The sequence below is a fragment of the Loigolactobacillus zhaoyuanensis genome, assembly GCF_003946385.1.
GTDB lineage: Bacteria > Bacillota > Bacilli > Lactobacillales > Lactobacillaceae > Loigolactobacillus > Loigolactobacillus zhaoyuanensis.
In genome coordinates this window covers 24,028-43,836 of sequence record NZ_RHOE01000013.1, presented here as the reverse complement: position 1 = coordinate 43,836, position 19,809 = coordinate 24,028, and the positions used below count along the sequence as shown (strand labels likewise).

General features: G+C 43.5%; 19 protein-coding genes and 1 tRNA gene. 4 read left to right on the top strand and 16 right to left on the bottom strand.

From position 1 onward, the window contains the following. Nucleotides 1-651: 651 nt before the first annotated feature. The 5 genes from EKM76_RS04595 to asnB all read right to left on the bottom strand — a co-directional run bounded on the left by EKM76_RS04595 (nucleotide 652) and on the right by asnB (nucleotide 6,458). Nucleotides 652-951 carry a hypothetical protein gene (locus EKM76_RS04595; RefSeq protein ID WP_125549524.1) on the bottom strand — a complete coding sequence of 100 codons (300 nt, stop codon included), beginning with the start codon at nucleotides 949-951 and terminating at the stop codon, nucleotides 652-654. A gap of 141 nt (nucleotides 952-1,092) precedes the next feature. Beyond that, nucleotides 1,093-2,442 (bottom strand): FAD-dependent oxidoreductase, encoded by a 1,350-nt coding sequence (locus EKM76_RS04590; protein ID WP_125549523.1) that lies wholly within the window; start codon nucleotides 2,440-2,442, stop codon nucleotides 1,093-1,095. Between the two features lie 125 nt (nucleotides 2,443-2,567). After that, on the bottom strand, nucleotides 2,568-3,215 hold the full coding sequence (locus EKM76_RS04585; protein WP_125549522.1) for an EAL domain-containing protein: 648 nt from the start codon (nucleotides 3,213-3,215) through the stop codon (nucleotides 2,568-2,570). Nucleotides 3,216-3,424: 209 nt separating this feature from the next. Beyond that, a complete protein-coding gene (locus EKM76_RS04580) occupies nucleotides 3,425-3,670 on the bottom strand; it encodes a metal-sensing transcriptional repressor (RefSeq protein ID WP_125549521.1) in 246 nt (81 codons plus the stop codon). Nucleotides 3,671-4,562: 892 nt separating this feature from the next. Then, complete coding sequence (asnB, locus tag EKM76_RS04575; RefSeq protein WP_125549520.1) at nucleotides 4,563-6,458, bottom strand: asparagine synthase (glutamine-hydrolyzing); 1,896 nt, start codon at nucleotides 6,456-6,458, stop codon at nucleotides 4,563-4,565. A 431-nt stretch (nucleotides 6,459-6,889) separates the two neighbouring features. Here asnB and EKM76_RS13830 point away from each other — a divergent pair, with 431 nt between their 5' ends. The 4 genes from EKM76_RS13830 to EKM76_RS04555 all read left to right on the top strand — a co-directional run bounded on the left by EKM76_RS13830 (nucleotide 6,890) and on the right by EKM76_RS04555 (nucleotide 10,605). Beyond that, entirely contained in the window at nucleotides 6,890-9,427 is a 2,538-nt protein-coding gene (locus EKM76_RS13830; protein WP_125549519.1) for a LysM peptidoglycan-binding domain-containing protein, read from the top strand. Between the two features lie 99 nt (nucleotides 9,428-9,526). Then, a tRNA-Ala gene (locus EKM76_RS04565) sits at nucleotides 9,527-9,599 on the top strand. A gap of 235 nt (nucleotides 9,600-9,834) precedes the next feature. After that, nucleotides 9,835-10,329: a hypothetical protein gene (locus tag EKM76_RS04560; protein ID WP_125549518.1), complete on the top strand. Its 495-nt coding sequence runs from the start codon at nucleotides 9,835-9,837 to the stop codon at nucleotides 10,327-10,329. Nucleotides 10,330-10,347: 18 nt separating this feature from the next. Then, complete coding sequence (locus tag EKM76_RS04555) at nucleotides 10,348-10,605, top strand: hypothetical protein (RefSeq protein ID WP_125549517.1); 258 nt, start codon at nucleotides 10,348-10,350, stop codon at nucleotides 10,603-10,605. Between the two features lie 130 nt (nucleotides 10,606-10,735). On the opposite strand, the gene EKM76_RS04550 is transcribed toward EKM76_RS04555, so the two are convergent. From EKM76_RS04550 to EKM76_RS04505, 11 genes are all read right to left on the bottom strand, one after another. Then, entirely contained in the window at nucleotides 10,736-11,827 is a 1,092-nt protein-coding gene (locus EKM76_RS04550; RefSeq protein WP_125549516.1) for a helix-turn-helix domain-containing protein, read from the bottom strand. 12 nt (nucleotides 11,828-11,839) lie between these two features. Next, nucleotides 11,840-12,538, bottom strand: a complete 699-nt coding sequence (locus EKM76_RS04545) for a hypothetical protein (protein WP_125549515.1) — start codon at nucleotides 12,536-12,538, stop codon at nucleotides 11,840-11,842. Nucleotides 12,539-12,715: 177 nt separating this feature from the next. Continuing rightward, on the bottom strand, nucleotides 12,716-13,651 hold the full coding sequence (locus EKM76_RS04540) for an N-acetylmuramoyl-L-alanine amidase (RefSeq protein WP_164507594.1): 936 nt from the start codon (nucleotides 13,649-13,651) through the stop codon (nucleotides 12,716-12,718). Beyond that, nucleotides 13,635-14,135: a phage holin family protein gene (locus tag EKM76_RS04535; protein WP_125549513.1), complete on the bottom strand. Its 501-nt coding sequence runs from the start codon at nucleotides 14,133-14,135 to the stop codon at nucleotides 13,635-13,637. The genes EKM76_RS04540 and EKM76_RS04535 overlap by 17 nt, the downstream gene beginning before the upstream one ends. Before the next feature lie 127 nt (nucleotides 14,136-14,262). Further along, a complete protein-coding gene (locus EKM76_RS04530; RefSeq protein ID WP_164507593.1) occupies nucleotides 14,263-15,276 on the bottom strand; it encodes an acyltransferase family protein in 1,014 nt (337 codons plus the stop codon). A gap of 39 nt (nucleotides 15,277-15,315) precedes the next feature. Beyond that, nucleotides 15,316-15,456: an XkdX family protein gene (locus EKM76_RS04525; protein WP_125549511.1), complete on the bottom strand. Its 141-nt coding sequence runs from the start codon at nucleotides 15,454-15,456 to the stop codon at nucleotides 15,316-15,318. Then, the gene (locus EKM76_RS04520; RefSeq protein ID WP_125549510.1) at nucleotides 15,453-15,785 is read right to left on the bottom strand and encodes a DUF2977 domain-containing protein; all 333 of its coding nucleotides are present in this window, start codon (nucleotides 15,783-15,785) and stop codon (nucleotides 15,453-15,455) included. Before EKM76_RS04520 ends, EKM76_RS04525 begins: the two co-directional genes overlap by 4 nt. 74 nt (nucleotides 15,786-15,859) lie before the next feature. Beyond that, entirely contained in the window at nucleotides 15,860-16,000 is a 141-nt protein-coding gene (locus EKM76_RS13425; RefSeq protein WP_164507592.1) for a hypothetical protein, read from the bottom strand. Between the two features lie 11 nt (nucleotides 16,001-16,011). Further along, nucleotides 16,012-16,788, bottom strand: coding sequence for a hypothetical protein (locus EKM76_RS04515; protein ID WP_125549509.1), 777 nt, complete (start codon nucleotides 16,786-16,788; stop codon nucleotides 16,012-16,014). Between the two features lie 11 nt (nucleotides 16,789-16,799). Beyond that, on the bottom strand, nucleotides 16,800-18,272 hold the full coding sequence (locus EKM76_RS04510) for a metallophosphoesterase family protein (protein ID WP_125549508.1): 1,473 nt from the start codon (nucleotides 18,270-18,272) through the stop codon (nucleotides 16,800-16,802). Nucleotides 18,273-18,314: 42 nt separating this feature from the next. Continuing rightward, nucleotides 18,315-19,808 (bottom strand): phage tail spike protein, encoded by a 1,494-nt coding sequence (locus tag EKM76_RS04505; protein WP_125549507.1) that lies wholly within the window; start codon nucleotides 19,806-19,808, stop codon nucleotides 18,315-18,317. Between the last annotated feature and the right edge of the window lies 1 nt (nucleotide 19,809).

Here is a 19,809-nt window from a genome sequence, read left to right as displayed (position 1 = left end):
CAGCCACGCATAGTTCTAAATGGCACAGACCGCCATCAAGAACTATCGACACATCTGGTCCACTGGCGACTCCATTCCAGCAGGCAATGGTTGAACGTTCGTTTATTGATTATTTAAGCCGCAAATTTAGTGATAATCAGAATACGAAAACACCGGTAAAACAGTTAAAAGCTGTTTTGCCGGTGTTTTGAGCTTAGATATTCTATTTTTTACAACTGCGAGTCGCTAACAATTGTCGATTAATCCTAATTGAACTGGCTAAGATAATTAAACTAACTAATTAAATAGTGTTCTAAAACTGCCAAGGTGAAATGAAGGCGCTGGCGTATCAGCTGTGTCGATGGTACTTGGTGACCGATTTATGGTCGCCTAGTACCATGCGCGATTGGCAAGATCCATTTTCTTTTCCGATTGGGCTTTAATTGGAAAGAAAATTAGCTTGCCAACGCGCCACTGTCGCTCGTTCTTAACAACTAAGTTTAACAAGTATCAAAAACTAGCACTTATTCGCCAAGCAGCGTTTGCTTCCCGTTGTCGATTGAACTAAGGCGAAAACCGCCAAGTTCAAGTCGCACGCGTTCCATACGCCAGCGCCGGAATGGCACCAAACCAACTCTGCTTACGCATTAGTATTTTAGCGAGACCATACGCTTATTCGAAGCGGCTTAAAACCATCATTAATTCGCTGTCTTCCAAGGCTTCCATCTTGTGTAATTCGCCGCGTTCCATGATAACAACACGGCCGGGATAGATTTCTTCGCTGCCTTCTGCATTAGAAAACTTGATGCGACCCTTAATTGGGATCACAACACCATGTGCGGGTGCTGGATGTAACTTACCCTTGCCGGTGATGTCACCCTTAGCCAATGTCCGATGACCGACGATTTGTGAAGGTATATTGAAAAGATGCTCGTGAACGCCGGCACCAGTTGTTCCAGTTAAAAATTCCATGAATAAACAGCTCCCTTATCATCGCGTAGCGCCAAAATCAGTTAACTGACTTTGCGCCGCTTTTACACTAAACAGTGCCTAAAATCCAACGCTGTCGCCGTGTTATCTACCATAATAAAGCGTCTACTCAAAAATTGTCAATTAGGGTTTCAACCTAGTTTCCTGGTCCATCGCCACTAGCCCCAGTTGGTTCAGGTAATTCAGCGGCCGATCATAGTGCGGTGAAAACAGCATATCAACGAACGCCAATTGCTCGATCGTATTTTCATTTTGGATGCAGACCGATAATAAATTAGCGGATTGCGCCACATCATATTCGCTGTAAAGTTGGCCGCCCAGAATTTTATGCGTTTGCCGATCATACACCAACCGCATATCGATCGGTGTCGTCGATGGCATGAACTCGGGCCGGTAATTATCGGTCAAACTGGCCACCGCAGCGTCGAAACCATTTTTTTCAGCGCGCGCCAAAGTTAAGCCCGTTGAGGCCAATGTTTTATTGTAAAGATGTAACGCTGAAGTCGCCTGAGTCCCGATATCCGCCAAGGTCAGCCGGAAAATATTCATCCCCACTAGCAACCCCTGACGCACGGCGTTAGTCGCTAGCGGCGCGTAGGCATCGGCTTGGGTGGGATTATAATGAACCGCCACCGCATCCCCCGCCGCAAAAACATCATGATCGGAAGTCCGCATATATTGATCTACATGGATCGACCCATCTGCATTCAAGTCGACCTGCCCGACCACCAGATCAGTTTGCGCGCGAAAGCCAACGCAAACAACGGCTAGATCCGCTTGATGCTCTGCTTGATCCGTTTGGATGTAAACATGTCGCGCGTCACTATCGAATTTCAAAGCCACTTCATTTAGGCGCAGATCAACGCCGTGCGCGACTAATTCAGCGCCCACTTTTTTAGAAAAATCAGTATCCACGTAATGGCTTAACAACGGATGCAAGCCATTGATCAACGTCACTTGATGGTCCGTGTTACTGTAACTTTCAGCTAATTCCACGCCAATATAGCCGCCACCAATGATCGCGATGTGCTGCTTGACCTTAGCCGTTGCGGCAATTTTCGTGGCGTCGGCGTAGTCTTTGCAGATCAATACATTGGGCAAACTAACGCCTTGCAATGGCGGTACTACTGGCACTGAACCCATTGCCAGCACCAACTTATCATATTGATCGGCAAATTTTCTACCGGTGACCAGATCCTCCACTAAAATTTGCTTTTGCTGCACGTCGACATGATAAACGTCATGCCGCGTACGGACTACTGCCCCAAGCTGTTCCAGATCCTGTGGTGTGGCGTAGATCATATCGTCCAACGACTTAACGGTGCCACCAAGATACAGCGAAATACCGCACGAAAGAAACGAAATATTGTCATTGCGTTCATATATAGTCACATCAGTTTTTGGATGCGCCTTCAAAATTTGTTGCGCCGCGCTGGTGCCCGCATGCGTACAACCAATAATGATCACTTTCATTATAAATCACCCTATTCTTATACCCGGAGTGTGACTACTGCCCTAAACTTCACCTGATTTTACCATAATTGCAGCCGCAAAAATAGCAAAGTGTATCCCGGCATAAAATTAGCGCGGCGCACTGATCAGGCTGGCTGGGGCCGACTATAAAAGTAACCTTGGCGCAGATCAATGGCCAACCGATTAGCTAACGTTACATCGGCTGGCGTTTCGATCCCCTCAAGCACAAAATGCTTATCCGCTTTATCGGCTAGTTGCCGCCAAAAATAAAGTTCATGGCGCGCTAATGGCCGTTTGCCAGCAAAATTTTGCAAAGCAAACTTCATTTCAGTAGCGTACGGCAGCAAAATACGGACTAATTCAAATTGATTTTGCCCGCTACCCACATCATCTAAGCTAACGCGAACGCCATTCATGGTTAAAAAGTTGGCCGCGCACACGATATCGTTACCGGCGATCAGCAAGCCATTTGCCCGCTCAGTTATTTCAACCAACAATTGTTTCTTGCCGATCTGGCGCTGGATCTCCACCATCGCCTGCAGTAAGCGTTCGTCAACGAACTGATCATGGTCCAGGTTGATGGCGACCTTAGCATCGACCGCCAGATTTTGGATCGCGGCGACTGCCAACTCGACCCACAGCGCTGATTCGATCGTATTAAATTCAGCCGGCACGCGCCAATTACCAGCAATTTGTTCACGTAATAATAATTCGTAGCCATTCACCTTGTGGTCTTCCTGGCTATACCGCGCTTGGCGAAAGAAACGATACATACGATCCCCCCTCACTCATCATAATAATTCCTATTATAACCATAAAATTAATGATTACATAGTGCTTTCAGAAAGCGACGATTAACTTTCTGAAAGCAGGCTCAAATCTATAAAAATTTATTTACGCCACTACGCTGAATAACGCGCTTTTTTTAGCCCTATATCTTTAATATACGCATTAAATATCATTTAATTTCTCTAAAAAAAATTTAACGCGTTTTGGTAATTAATTCCAGCGCGGCTTGTATTTCCAGTGTTAATTCCGCTGCCGGCAAATTATTCGCCACATTGGCCGCTAAAATTAAGCCGATCGTTTTGTCGATGGTCGAGCGCACCGCCGTTAGCTGGATCAGCACATCTTTGGCCGCCCGCTCCTCGGTCAGCATGTTCTGAATACCGCGCAATTGCCCCTCAGCCCGCTTCAAACGATTTAATAATTGGTCATTAGTTGTCATGAGAATCCACCTTCCTTATTCATTAATATTATAGCCCACCGATCAAAAAAGAGCTCCAGTTGCCTTTGTTTCGAGGCGCTTGCTATATGCGCAGAGTTAGTGAGCTTCCATTCCGGCGCCAGTGGACGGAACGAGTGCGACTTGAACTTGGCGAACTTTGCCTTAGTTCAATCGACAACGGGAAGCAGGTTCTGCTTAGCGAATAAGTACTAATTGAGATACTTGTAGATAGTGTTGTTAAGAACGAGCGACAGTGGCGCCTCCATTCCAGCTGGCAATAGTTGAGCGTCCAATTATTGATTGTTTTAGTGGCAAAGCTAGTGGTAATTCAGAATACAAAACACCGGTAAAACAGTTGAAAGCTGTTTTGCCGGTGTTTTGAGCTTAGATATTCTATTTTTTACAACTGCGAGTCACTAACAACTGCCGGTTAATCCTAATTGAATTAGCTAAGACGATTAAACTAACTAATTAAATAGTGTTCTAACACTGCCAAGGTGAAATGGAGGCGCTGGCGTATCAGCTGTGTCGATGGTACTTGGTGACCGAATTATGGTCGCCTAGTACCATGCGCGATTGGCAAGATCCATTTTCTTTTCCAATGAATTTAATTGGAAAGAAAATTAGCTTACCAACGCGCCACTGTCGCTCGTTCTTAACAACTAAGTTCGACAAGTATCAGAACTAGCACTTAACCGCTAAACAGTGTTTACTTCCCGTTGTCGATTGAACTATGGCAAAAATCGCCAAGTTCAAGTCGCACGCGTTCCATACGCCAGCGCCGGAATGGCACCAAACTAAATCTGTTTACGAGTCAGCATGACAGCCAAGCTTCAGCAAGAACCCATTTCGGTAACTACAGCCCTTTTCCTGCGCACTTTAAAACGGTCGTTTATTGAAATTGTTCTAGGTTAATGAAGTAATCCTGATACCAAACCAAGAAAGTGTAGATGACCCAGACTTGGCGGCGTCCGTCGCGCTTATCAGCGTGGGTGGCATCCAGCAAGCTTAGGATCTGCGCTTGATCGAAGAATTCGCTGACGAAATCTTGACTGAATAAGTCGCGCACTTGTTGATAGTACTTGTCTTCCAGCAACCATTGATGGATCGGTACCGGGAAACCAAGTTTGGGCCGACTGGCGAATTCCTTGCCGAGATGCTTTTCGGAAGCTCGGCGGAACGCGTATTTAGTGTCTTTCGTGTTCAGCAAGTATTTGCTAGGAATACTGTTAGCTAATTCAGCCACTGAACGATCCAAAAACGGTACCCGCAGCTCCAAGCTGTGGGCCATCGAGATCTTGTCCGCTTTTTGCAAAATATCGTTGGCCATAAAATGGTGTAAGTCGATGTATTGCATTTGCTTAACTTCGTCGGCGTCCTTAACTTTTTTGAAGTCGCGCTGATAGTTATCGCTGACGTTCAGTTTGTTTTTGTACGCGGCGGTCACTAAGCCGTTCGCTTCGTCGGCGCTGAAGATCGTTGGGTGCTCGAAGGTATAGATCACCGATTCGCCGACGTAAAATTCGCTAGGCTTCGCTAAACGCGTGTACAAATGGACTTTACCGTGGAAGTTGCGGCCTTTTTTGATTCGATTAGCTAGGCGATAACGGGTGCCCTGGGGCAATTTGCGCAAGCCTTCAGCGAAGACTTTGATCACTTCGTTGTGCGAGTGCATCCCGTAATTGACGTAGCCGGCGAACATTTCATCGGCGCCTTCACCGGACAGCACCACGGTCACTTCTTTGGCGGCCATTTCCGACAAGAACCACAGCGGGATCAGGCTAGGATTGCCATCTGGTTCGTCCATGTGATATTGCATCAGCGGGAACTTCGCGAAGGCATCATCACCGTGGACGGTGGTCGTGTAAAATTCCAGCCCTAATTGATCGGCGAGAACTTTGGCGCGGCCAGCTTCGTTATAGGTTTCGTCAAAGCCAACGCTGAACACTTTTTCTGGTTTCAAAACGCTGGTGACGTAACTGCTGTCGACGCCTTCGGATAGGAAGCTACCCACTGGCACGTCAGCGATATGGTGTAATTTAACTGATTCTTCGACGGACTTGTTGATGGCTTCAACCGTTTCGTCAAAACTCAGATTGTTTTCGGTGTAATCAGCATCCCAATACTGTTCGATATCGACATGGCCGTCACGCCACATGAAATAATGGCCAGCGGGGAACTTGAAGACACCTTTGAAGAAAGTCTCGTCTAAATCGTTGTATTGGTTCATTAAATAAGGCTTCAGCGCGTCCTTATTTAGCTGCTGCTTAAAGCCAGGATGCTTCATGAACGTTTTCAGCTCGCTGGCGAACATGAAGGTGCCATCATCCAAATAAGTGTAATACAGCGGCTTGATGCCGAAAAAGTCGCGGGCACCGAATAGTTCTTTTTTAGCAGTATCCCAAATGAAAAAAGTAAACATACCGCGAACGCGCTTGAGCACGTCTTTGCCCCAAGCTTCGTAGCCGTGCAACAAAACTTCCGTATCCGTATGTGTTTTGAACACGTAGCCTAGGTTTTGTTCTAGTTCTTCGCGCACGCTTTGATAGTTATAAATTTCGCCGTTGAAAACGATCAGTTTAGTATTGTCAGCGTTATAGATTGGTTGCTTACCGTTGGTGAGATCAATGATCGATAACCGCCGAAAACCAAGCGCAACGTCTTCATCAACATATTTCCCTTTGTCATTCGGACCCCGATGCTTGATCACTTCAACTTGTTTGTCCAAAGTTAAGTTCTTGTCAGCGACCGATAAGTCACCGCCAGCAAAGCCGATAATTCCGCACATATAAACTCCTCTTTCGTTAATTAAATAGTCATCAGTGTAACGTTCTACCGTATTTTACCCGTTACGCCCCACATCAAGCACTGGGTTTTTGACCCGCACTTCATTTCATAAAAATAGCCGCAACTTGCGGTTACTTTTCATTTCAAACATAGCTTCCATTATAACATTATGCGCAACCGAGAACAGGGCTAATTATTGGCGCCCGTTCAGGCCAATATTTCAGTTCGATAACAGGTCAAATAGCGGCACACCTGTTCGGCCGCGGTAAATGTCACCAAAATGTAATCTACTCAATGTTGACACCGTTTTGGCGAGATGCTAATTTATAGTTATGTGGTAGTAAATATTTAATAATAATTTAATGAATTTTAATATTCTTGAAACATTTAGCTGTTAGATGCAGGTTGTTTGAATATCTGGGAGGGTATACGATGCAAAAAGAGACGGACGAACAAAAAGTACATTATAAGATGTATAAAGCTGGAAAAACATGGGTCTTCACTGGTATCTCAGTCTTAACGTTAGGCTTAGGCCTTTTTGGCGCGCAAAACGCTGCCAACGCCGCAACGAGCACTAAAGCGGCTGGCGACCAAGCCACCACTGATGACGAGGCTGATCTGACCAGCAACACAGCCACGCTGAAAACTAGCGCGGCGGCAGCCAACAGCACGGCGGCTGATTCAACGGCAGCCAGTGCCGCAGCCGTTTCAACTGCTGCTAGCGAAGCGGCGCAATCGACGGCCGATAGTTTAGCGGCTAAGTCGACAGCGGCCAGCACCGCGGCAGCAAAATCAACGGCAGCCAGCACCGCCGCTAAAGCAGATGCCGCCAGTCAAGCCGCACAGGCAGCGGCAGCAACCGCCGCTAAAAACGCCGCCCTCAGCGGTCAAACGACTTTGGCAACGGCTTTGCAAAATGACAGCAGCACCGCGACTAGCAATGCCGCCAGCGCAACCACTAGTACCGCAAGCACGGCAACGACTGACGCTGAGTCGACCGTAGCCAGCACGGCAACTGATAGCACAGCAACAAGCGCTGTTGCCAGCGCCGCACCAAGTGCTGCCGCTGAACAAGTTACGACCAGCACGGCTGCCGAAAGCGCCGCGCCTAGTGACGCCGCTAGTGCAACCGCGTCGGACGCGGCAACGCCAACAACGCCTGACAGCACAACAGCTGCTACTGACAATACATCAACAGCGGCGCCAACAACGCCCGCTGCTAGCCAAGCGCCAACCGCTGCCACCAGCACCGCCAGTCAAGCGAGCACCAGCCAAGCCGCACCAACTTATGCTTTAGGTGACGCTGATGACGCTGCCGTTGCTGCTGCTAAAGCTGTCGCTGCCGCTGAGTATCAAGCAACTGGCCAGGCCCAAACGATCACCCGGGTGGCCGCTAACTATTACCTTTCCGCCGCTAACCAAGCGTTTTTGAATAGTATCCAAGCTGGCGCAATTGCCGGTTGGAAAAAGTACGGCATTTTGCCATCCCTAACTGCGGCGCAAGCTATTTTGGAAAGTGGCTGGGGTAAGTCTAGTTTGTCGGTCAATTACCATAATTTATTTGGGATCAAAGGCTCATATAATGGTAATTCCGTCTCCTTGCCAACTAATGAATATTTTGGCTATTGGACAACAATCTATGATTACTTCCGCGTCTATCCTAATAATTCAGCCAGCGTTGAAGATCACGGCTTGTTCTTGACCCAGAATTCCCGCTATCATAACTTGATCGGCGTGACTAATGCCACCGCGGCAACAACTTTGATTCGCCAAGATGGTTACGCAACGGCGCCATCTTACAGCAGTCAATTACTGAACATCATCAATATGTACGGCTTGACTAGCTGGGATCAGATCGCCTTCGCCGGCGGTAGCGGTTCTGCGTCAACTGGCGCCACCAATACCAGCAACACGACTAACGGCTCCAACTACACAGTTCAAGGCGGCGATACTTTATCCAGCATTGCCAATAAGTTCGCGACAACGACAGCTAATTTAGCTAGCCAAAATCACCTGAGCAATCCGAATTTGATCTACGTCGGCCAAGTCCTGAACGTGGCCAAAGCCGCTAGCTCAAATTCAAACTCAGGCGCCAGCACATCTAACAGTTCCCAATATTACACGGTTAAAAGTGGTGATACCTTGTCCGCCATTGCCAGAACTTACGGCACAACGGCGGCATCTTTGGCTAGCAAAAATAACTTAAGCAACGCCAACGTGATCTACGTCGGCCAGAAATTAGTCGTTGCCAGCGCCACGACGTCAACGCCGACTAACACCAATACCAGTGGCACCTATACCGTCAAAAGCGGCGATTCCTTATCCAGCATCGCTAGAACTTACGGCACTAGTGCAGCTGCTTTAGCCAGCAAAAATAACTTAAGCAACGCGAACTTGATCTACATCGGCCAGAAATTGATCGTTAGCGCCAGCACCGCTAGCACGACGCAAACCAGCCAAAACAGCAGCGGCTATTACACCGTTAAAAGTGGCGATTCCTTATCTAGCATCGCCAAAACTTATGGCACCAGCGCCGCTACTTTGGCCAGCAATAACAACATCAGCAACGCTAATCTCATTTACGTGGGCCAGAAATTAGTTGTTGGTGGTGGCAGCAAAACGACAACGGTCAACCTGAGCAGCAACAGCAACTCATACACCGTTAAAAGTGGCGACACGCTATCCAGCATCGCCCGCAGTCATGGCACTAGCGCCGCTACTTTGGCTAGCAAGAACAACATTAGTAACGTCAACTTGATCCACGTCGGCCAAGTGTTGACCCTGAGCGGCAGCACCGCCACCAGCGCTACCGTGACCAAGCTCAGCAACAGTAGCAGCTACACCGTTAAAAGCGGCGAATCACTATATTCGATCGCCGCAGCCCACGGCACCACCGTCCAAAAACTTGCCGCTAAAAACGGCATCGCCAACGCCAGCTTGATCTACGTTGGTCAGAAATTAAGCTTCTAACGCACATCACTTAGCACCCCACGGCTAGCCGCAGGGTGCTTTTTTAATTTTTTCCGCCACACTTACCTAAATATGCTATAATATTCAGGTAAGTTATTTGGGTCCGTAGCTCAGTTGGGAGAGCGCCTGCTTCGCATGTAGGAGGTCGACGGTTCAAGTCCGTTCGGATCCATCAAGTACCTGAATCTGGTTAAATCTGGTTGTTCTAAGTCCACCTATAAACGTTGTTATATTAGCGTTTATAGGTGGACTTTTTATTTTTCACTTAAATCTGTTTAAAACTGATTTTATAACTCCGGTACACCAATGGTACACCAGAAATGTTCCACAGCATAACTATTCAATTTATAAAACTAATGCTGGCTTTACAGAACGTATGTTTGTATAATGATTTTGAGGTGATCTTAGTGAAAGAACGCGAAACCATTGAATCTCTATATCGTGGACTAAAAGAAACTACAACTCCAGAAGAATATGAACGAATCATTACTGATGAAACTCGTAAATTGATTTTAAAAAAAGAACACCCACATGTTCGTATTACTAATACCGAATTCATAGCTAAATCTATTGTTAATTACGAACAACATTTTATCTCATTTTCTCGCCTATCATCAATAATTTGGGAAACAACCTATGATGCTATGAATGGGCTAAGTAATGAACTATATAACAAATATAGATTTTATTTATACGCCGAGCCAAACATCTATTATAACGGTACAGAATATCCGCGAATAAAACGACTAAACGAATCAGTTTTTGTTGAATTTCATGGTGATCAATACAGTGATCAGCGATTTAATAACCCTAATTTGTCTTTAACACAGACTATCGCAGCTAACAGATTTTTAGACTCAGTAATTGATGAATACGAACGGACTAACAAGACCGATTTCTAAATTTAGGAGGTAGTCAGTATGCACCTTTTAGAGCAGTATAAGAATGGTATCATTTCATTTGAAGAATTCCATCATAGATTATGGACAGGATCACCGGAAAAGTTTATTGCTGAGCTTGGCTATAAACAGTTTAATTTTTATTTGTTAGCTGGGCCAGGTGAATTTTACGAGGATCTCGAAACTAAGCTAAAAGTCATGCTGACTGCCGCCCCACCAAAAGTGCAAATCGAAATGCAAGAATATCTTAGCTCATTGCTTGCAGATAAGTCAGCCTAATTATGTAAAAACAACACCTCGGCTACTCTATGGCTGAGGTGTTGTTTTTTGCTGCTAAAAGTCATTTTGTAGTAGCCGTCTTAAATAAAGCATTAAATTAAATAGCTTAAAAAAGTAGCTGCTACTTTATTTAATCGTTTACCAGCTTTAAATTAGGTGAATGTTTTCTACCTAGAAAGCTGGAGACACTTTTAATCAACTGATCTGGATTAGTTGTTTTATATTTCAAGGCACTTTCTAAAAAAGTAGGTTGCTCAATTTCAATCGAATCATCATATGGTTCAGAAATCCGCCAACCCTTTCTAGCTATAGTTTGCCGCAAAAATAATGCCTGTTGATCCGTTATTAAACCAATTTGACAACCACGGTAAATCATCGCTTGAATAGAGACCTTCCAATGTTTCTTTAAGCTTACAATGTACTCCATATTAGTTGAAGCCATGTCCATTGCTAGTCCTTCGACAGGCATCAACAATGCACCTGCAAAATGATTCGCCTCAGCCTCAATAAATTTATGATTAGATTTATCCGCTATATCAGATTGAGGATAATGCGAATGTAATAATATATGCCCTAGTTCGTGGGCTAAATCGAATCTAATTCTGACACTAGGCCTGTTCGTCTTATTGACAGTAATATAAAAATGGTTGTCTAACTGATCTGTTAATGCGTCAATATGTTCTGATGTTAAATCAGCAAAATTTACTCGTATTCCCATACGTTCAATTAGTAAAGTCATGTTTCCTATTGGACCCACACCTAATTTAAAACTTTTTCGGACACTCGTAGCCATGTCTTCTATATACTGTTCATCCAGCATTGTGACAGAAGTACTCTCATTGGCAAACTTAGGTAAACTCCCATAACCTATTTTCAATTGAGCACTTAATTCTTGATCAAACATGGAAAACCACTTAGTTTGTCGCTCAGCTTGAAGGTACTTTTTCTTTGGCACTTTTTGTAGTTTCCGATAAAAAGTTGCACCCGTATTTTTGGGAATATCAACACTGTTTAAAAAGAAGGTATGTTCCACTCCAAAAAAACCAGCCAACTTAATAATCTGTTCAAAATTGGGACGTCTTTCACCATGTTCAAACTGGGAAATATACTGAATACTCAAAAAAGTGCCATCCGATACTTGTTGAAGAGTATAGCCTTTCATTTCTCTTAAATAAGCCAACTTTTCAGGGTTGAATCCCCTTGACATGGATATAACTGCCATGATTAATCATCCTTACTTATGTTCTTCCATAAAGTTTTGAAAATCATCAAGACTAAATTTCCGTACATCACCAGCGGCTGTTAGCGTATCTTCCGCCTCTCCTTGAGGTAGTAATTGAATTTGATTCAGCAAAGAAAGTTGCCCTAACCATCCGCGCTTTGCGGCCGGCTTACCTACTAAGGCAAATACCGGTTTTTCGGATTGATAGCCATGATTAATTTCACAGTAATATGTAAAATCCGGCTCAGTAATAAACTTTCTTTTATCTCCATCATCTGGATACAAATTCAACGAAGACTGAAATGGAGCATCTAGTTCATCTCTAAATTTTGCATGCCTACTTCTTGTTCCTGCGCTAGCAGTTTGATTGATTGTGAAAACACATTTACCATCTGACGATTTTAAATTTAAGTACTTTAATGCAATATTATTTGTTTGTTCAAGACTCCACTTTAACGGAATTAGCCCCTTATTGCAAGCCTGCATTACTGCATATTCCACCGCCATATTTTTAATCTCCGGTTTTAATTTCTCAGCTCGTTTTGTTTTTAAAAAAGCTGGCGTGGTATCCTTCCGCAGAAAATCATGCCAGTTTTGATACCCCACTTGAATTACATTACCAAGAATTACTCTCTGTGGCATTGAAAATTCTTTTTCCAAAAGTTGCTGAGCCGATACACGTTGAATAGTGAATGTTTCATCTGAATCCATAATTATCATTCCGTTTCTTATTGTTTTCCTATATGTTACAACTTTAATCGTATTTTTTCAACAAACATTGTTAATAAAGCAATAAAAAGTTCTTAGCCACTGATTATTTAATTTATTTTTTTAAAAAATCCGAACAAAAAAGCCCGCACCTCAATTAAGAGATACGAGCGTTTTGTGTTACTTAAAGGTGCCCCAAACGTTATTGGCTGTGCCGGACGGGTGTGTTGGCAGATATAAATCTCTACCATTGTAACCGGTGTAGTGCACCCAGACATAACCATCGAAGTTGATGTAACTATCATACTTGATTGCCGCCCCAGCTGGTAGAACACCAGCACGTGGTGCGTCTACCCCAGCACGATAACGAACTTGGATAGGTGTGTCCCCATTAACAAAAGTACCGGACTCCGCCGTAAACCCGTTAGCCATTTTACCAGAATTGGAACTAGCTGCTGGTGCCGAAGTTGCTGGCTTAGACGGGTTATTAATCACGTTACTAGAGCCGCCAAGACTAGAAACACCTGTCACAACGTCATGCGCTAAGGTAGCTTCCGATACACCCCATTTAGCCAAATAACCAAGTGGATCGGTGTGATCGCCCCACCAATTATCAGTGACAAATCGATGCGTGATAATGCCACTGGCTACGTTATTGTACCGCAACGGAATATTGAACTGCACCGCCGAATCATGTGCCAGCGCAACGTATGCTGCATAATCTTGCTTAAATTGAGTATAACTGTTGGTGTGACCGAGTTCGATCTGAACGGGGCTATTAGCATTCGCGTAGTCACCAGCTGCCCAAGCTACATAGCCAGGTTCACCGATCTTGAATACTTGGCCGCCGTCGCCGACTGTATAATGCGCATATGTGTAGGCGGTATTCCAGTTGTTATCAAAATAATTGGCGTTAGCAGCGGCACCGGACTCTGCGCCTACATCATGCAATACAATATACTTGTTATTTGCGACTTGTGACGATCCTTGCGAAGCGCCAAACGCATACGTGTTGTTAACGGTATAGGCAGACGCTGGTACCGTAGCACCAAATAAAAGAGCGGCCGCCGTAGCAGTCGCTCCTAAGAGTAATTTTACTTTATTTAGTTTTTTCATTTTTTTGGTCCTTTCCAAAATACTTGATTGTCTTGGCCGTGATCTCATTGTCTAGCCATTTAAGTAGCCCAACCGGAAAATACTTATCCCAGCCTAGCAATGCAAGATTAGCTAGCAGCGAGTAAAGGTTATGATGCATAAACGCCAGTGTGATTACAAAAAATAGAAATGAACCGGTATGCATAGCATCATCTAACAAGCTTGCGGCCACGCACATGCCCAATATGATCACATCACGAATCAGCGAATCGTTCCAGTGTGTGCTCGTCTTGTTATGCGACTTCGCTGCTAAACGTGATCCTGCAATCCAGTCGGCCACAATAATAATGAGCAGCACGATGATAAATTCATTATGATGCATTTCCCACTCCTCATGCCGCACCCACTCCGGAATAGCCAGTGTAAGGCCGCTGACGGCGCCGACAAGCCACGAATGGTCCCAGCGCATCTTAGCAAGTGTCTCGCTTAAAACCGATAATTCCACCCCACCTCGTCCCTCCTTTACTGATTGATTCGTATTCAAATCTGCATCACACCCTTTCAGAGTAAACAAAAACAGCACCCAATGAGTGCTGTTAAAAAACGCCTTTACAAATAAAAATATAATATCACTATTTCTGTTTTAGAATTAGACTCATTGGTTTAAGTCTAAATAATTGAACAATAAAGAATTCAATAATTAAAACAATTACAGTTGCCAATAAACCAAATGAGGTAGGAAAAAAGCTAGCAATGTAATTTGCAAAAATTATTATTCCAAAAAAATAATGAGTACACATGATTAATAATGAATTAATACTTGCAAATGAAAAAACCGGATAACTATATCCAAATGTTTGTTCAATCCATTTGAATATCAAGGTAATACCCACAGCACCTAAACATGATGCAAACACAAAGGCAATTGGGTTAGCCCCAAAGCGTAGAAAATTAAGATCTAAACCCAATGTTTGTGTTGCACATCCAATTGAACCAATAAAAGCCATAGTACCCAGAGCTAATATGTGTTTAGACTTTCCAAGTATAAGGTCCGATATAAATCCACCAAACAGAAAGAAGCTTGTAGCCAGAATACTTTTACCAAAAACAAGAACAACTTTAGAAAGAATCAACGTAATGACACCAGAAACTGCCATTTTATCTGTTAAGATTCCTAGACCAAATGAAACGATTAACCCTAACAATGCGGCAATCATCTGTATAGAAAATTTATACCGCCTAAAAACAAGGAATAACAGTTCTCCAAAAAAGAAAACCGGGATAAACCAAAGCGGCCCATTTCCTCTTAAACTAAAAGTGTTAAAAATCTCAATGGCAGCATTTCTAATTGGCTCATTTTTAGTTATTATATTTACAATCCCATTAACAATACTTATTAATATACTGAAAAAGAAGTACGGAATCATTAATTGTTTGATTCTAATAAATAAAGTTACTTTCAGCGAACGCTTGTGACTTTCTTTACTTCCCAATAAAATTCCTGACACAATGAAAAAACACGTAATTTTAATTGTGCCCAGCCATAAATTAAATGGATCTGCACTTCCAGGATGAACGTGTTGGAATATAATTCCTAACATGCCCAATCCCTTTACTGCATCTAAATAATGTAATCTATTCTTCATCTCTTGCTCCTCCATTAGTTATAAGAAGTATTATATCAGTTAAGAATAGGCTACGCCTACTATTATTTTATACTCGTCTTGTGTAATCACCTTAAGTTCAACTGCCTTAGCCACCATATCAGTCGTCCAAAGCTTGAGATCAAAATACCCTTTAATCGCATCATAAGTTGGAAAAGTCATGCTGTCACACCTCCTTGAGTCATCAATTGATAAGCCATTTGCGCATTTTGTGTTTGTAAATCAGTAATTGTCTGTTGTGATGTCATTTGCTGATAAGCTAGTGCTGCCAGCTGAGTTTCTACATTGCTAGGTGGCAACGTAATTGTATTGTTTGGTTCAACATAGTTTGGATTAATAATGATCGAATCATTATTAAGAATAAAATAATTTGGCTTAAAATCTGAGACAAAATTATCCGGCAGGACGCCATCATAATTCACGGATCCAGTCAAAGCACCGATATTAACATAAGCCGCAATTGTATTATCGCTATTCAAAAGTATCTGCATTTTCTACACCACCCTAGTTTGTACTGCTGACTATAAATTGACCGATAATTCGGGCCAGCTTAGCATAACCCAGATCATTTGGATGTAATCGGTCTGCTAGCCATTTCCCATAATTTATCTTCCGGAACTGACCCACTATATTTCTGCCCACCATCGATTTGACCAATTGTCGAATAGGCCAGTATTAAGCCAGAATTATCTGTGCTTATATACATATGCGTACCTCCTAAACTATATACCCGACGATCTTATTAATGACTGATTTACCAATGTTTTCTGATCCGTACGTTACACCATTTTGAATATAATAGAGGGCATCAGTTGCTGTTAATACCGTATTACTTGAATCGGATGTCAGGATGACTTCCTCCATTGACAAGGCTGGTGATGAACCAACACTATTCGGAACATTAACAGCATCCAAGCTAAACGATCCCACTCCGGTTAGTGACTCGACACACTCATTGCTTTTGTTATATGGACTCCAATAGATCTTGATTCTTAAAAAATTAGAATATGGCTCGCTCAACGTGAAATTACTACCATTTGTTGATTGAGACCCGTTCCAAATAGTCTTTCCGCTTGGATAGAACCAGTTCAACCATTTATTGTAGTAAAATCGATAGGCAGTTTTGACCTGCCCTGAAAGTTCAATCGTCATATATCGTTGATAGCACAATGGATTATCCGTGCGTGGATTACCTCCATAGTTTCTGATTACATCAAGTTGTGCGCGGTAGTTACCAGTACCGACAGGGCCGTAAGGCACATTCTTATACGTGTTTTCTGATGGTAGATAATAACTCCCACCGTGCATAACATCATCAATATCCGTGCCGTTTGCTAATGCCCCCTTGCCACCCATCAACCCGGTAATAACGGGGGCACTCTCTTCTTTTGGCATCAATCCATCCATCGCAACGTCGACAGTCCCATACTCGTTGGTCATAACCTCAATTTGTGCTTCTAATTGTTTAATTTTTTTTGCCAAAACCGTGTCCAAGTGATCACCTCCTAATAGTCAAATTCAAGTGAGTTTCCAGCACCAAACCGATTAAACTTGCAGTGTTTATTTGCGCCGTCAATTTCTATCACATCAAAGGCATCCTCATCAACATTTTCCAAATCACGTGCAACACTTTTATCGCCATTATTGCTTGCAAGATTGCATGTTCTTTCGATTACGCGGATGCCATTAATTGTTTGCGGGTCTAAATCGTGATGCTCGTGGCCTGCCACAATACCGACAAAGGCACCTGCACCGCGAGTCGTAAAGTCAACGCTAACAACGGCCGGGTAATCCGTGTTTGTACCGCTGGCCGTGTATGATGTCCCAGTAATGTACGCTTGCACCATACCCAGCATAAGATTGTGATTCACATCTTGATAGTTGTTATACGGCTTATTAGATGCAAATCCTAAAGGTGGGCAGTGCATGAAAATGATCACACTATAACCGTTTGGAGCTTGCAATGCTTGACCAAACCAAGTTAGCTGCGTTTGACTAAACACGGAACTATACGACCGATTATATTTTTCTGACCCATCATCGTTATAGATTTCAGGATTTTCAAATGCGTCTAAAACAATCACTCGCACCTTTTGAGCCGGAAAGTCCTTATAGTCATACGTTTGGCCGATTTCAAAGGCATCTTCCATTTCCTTGAGTGTAAGTGTATTTTCCACTTTGCTCGTGCCCGAAAAATAAACGTTATTATCATCGTGATTTCCGATTGTCCAGATGGTGGGCAGCTGTCCAAATGCAAGTCTATGTGTATTAATTAGTTGCTTAATACGGTGCATAGTACTGCTTTTTACTTCGCGGCCATGAACGTTGTCACCATTGTAGACGGCAATATCTAAATCATCAGCTAGCGCGCCCATATGCTGCATGTGTATCAATCCTCGATCTGTTGCTTCTCCATATTCGTCGTTATAGATTGCTCGCGAAAAATGGATATCCTGTAGTAGGCCAATTTTGAGCACAGAATTATTCGAGTTAATAGTCTGTTTATATTCTGCAAGTGCGCTTGTAAACGGGTCTTGCACACCGCCGTCAACCGAAACCGCAATAGCCCCAGTGTCAGAAACCTCGCTGCTCAGTTGATTGAATTCTGCATTATTTGGCATATCATCAAGCCGATCTCTAAGCGTTGCATACGCTGATCCGCCACCTGGTCGCCTTGCATCAACAATTTCTGACAAATCTTTATTAGCATTAGTAGCCGCTGCAAGTTGGTCTTTTAATCTATTTTGAGTGTCAGTTGATTTTACATCAGCTGCAGATGCTGTTTCATTCGCTTCGGTTGCGACAACTCCGGCAATTTCCAAACCTTGTGCTAACGCGCCCCGCACGTCTGCGCCATTCATTTTTTTGTCAATCGCTTTTGATCTTAATTTAACCCGCGGATCAACCTTTGACTCATCATAATCGTCCGGAAAGTTATTTGGTGTCGGATCGACATATTTAGCTCGTTGTTGAGTCAATTATAAATCACCCCTAAATAATCTGTATTTTCGTTAGTCTTTTTATTCATTTGTTGTTCCCCCTGTACCATCTTCCAACGCAGCTAAACGCTGGACTATTCCGTTATATTTCTCAACTAATCCGGAAATTGCGTTTTGGTTCTCAGCAATTTGTGCGGGCATAGAACCGATTCCCTGACTCAATGACTCTAATTGCTGAGTCATCCCGGCCAGCGTTCCAGTTATTCCACTTAAGTCCTGATCACCTAGGTTCTGCTTCATCGTTTCGACAGACGCCTTAAGATTGTCAACCAAGTCATTAGATTTGCTAAACTCCATCGATAAATTAACTAAGTCTGAGCCAAGAAAGTTAACCTCATTTTGTAACTCATCTACTGCCTGTTGAGCCTTAGCTAGTTGTCGATTAAAGTCCTCTTGATTCAAGATTTTGTCCCCAATTGATAGAGTTGAATCGGCCGGATTCGTCAGATCAATTGTTTGGCCGATAATACGTAAGGTTTCATCAATTCCCATTAACGGGTTATACGTATGGTGGTAGTTACCTGTTTGAAAATCCTCAACAGATAAGTCAATCAGTGACAAGTCCACCGCAGACATTTCATACTGCACAAGCGTAGTCCGTTGGGATGCCAGAAAACTTTTGCCTTTTATCATCAGGATCCCAGCATCATGAACATCATCCCAGGTCTGTGCCTTAACTTGCACGCCGAACTCTGCAATCTTAGACTCATCTCTCAAAATAGTACTGCCATTATTAACGCTACTGATTGTCAGCCGTGGCGCCGAAGCATCACTATTACCATTTTCATTAGCTGCAGCCTCCTCACGGGCACCCAGCGGCTTTAATACAGTAGCAATCTCAGTCGGATCAATATTACGTGTTAACGATCGTAGATTTTTAGCTATTCGAATTTCTTGCTTAGACTCATGGCCAACCTCTGTCAGATAATCTAAATATAAGCCGTCAGCCTCATGACGCAATTGTAGTTCTCCACCTAATCGATCCAGTAGTTTTTCCTTGATCGTATCGTAGGTATCCTTACTGTCATCTGTGTAGCGGTACACGTTATCAGTTGAGTTGGTGACAGTCACTCTACCTAGCTTGATCTGCTTGTACGATTCAACTTGTCGATTGTGCACGTCTAACAGCTTACCCAGAAAAACGGATGGCGTCATATTTTGATACTTACCATAGTCCTGGATAGAGTCATGCAAAAAAGCAAGCAACCCTTCACAGGTAACTTGCTTTGATAGGACTCCTTTGTCGTTCATACTGTCCTTTGGAATCAGTACCCGCCCTTCGAAAAGTACAATGGGCCCGTCCTTATTTGCAATCCGTTCTACATTAACAAACGTCGAGTAGGGATGCAGATTGCTGTAGCCATCAGAATTGGGATAAATCGTAAAATTAAAGCTGGCAGCGGCCGCAACATCTTTTACTACTTTGGCATCAGGTAGCTTAACACCGTTCAAATATGGCGAATGTATCATAATTGGCTTACCATTCCAACCTTGGCGGATCGTAACACGATACATT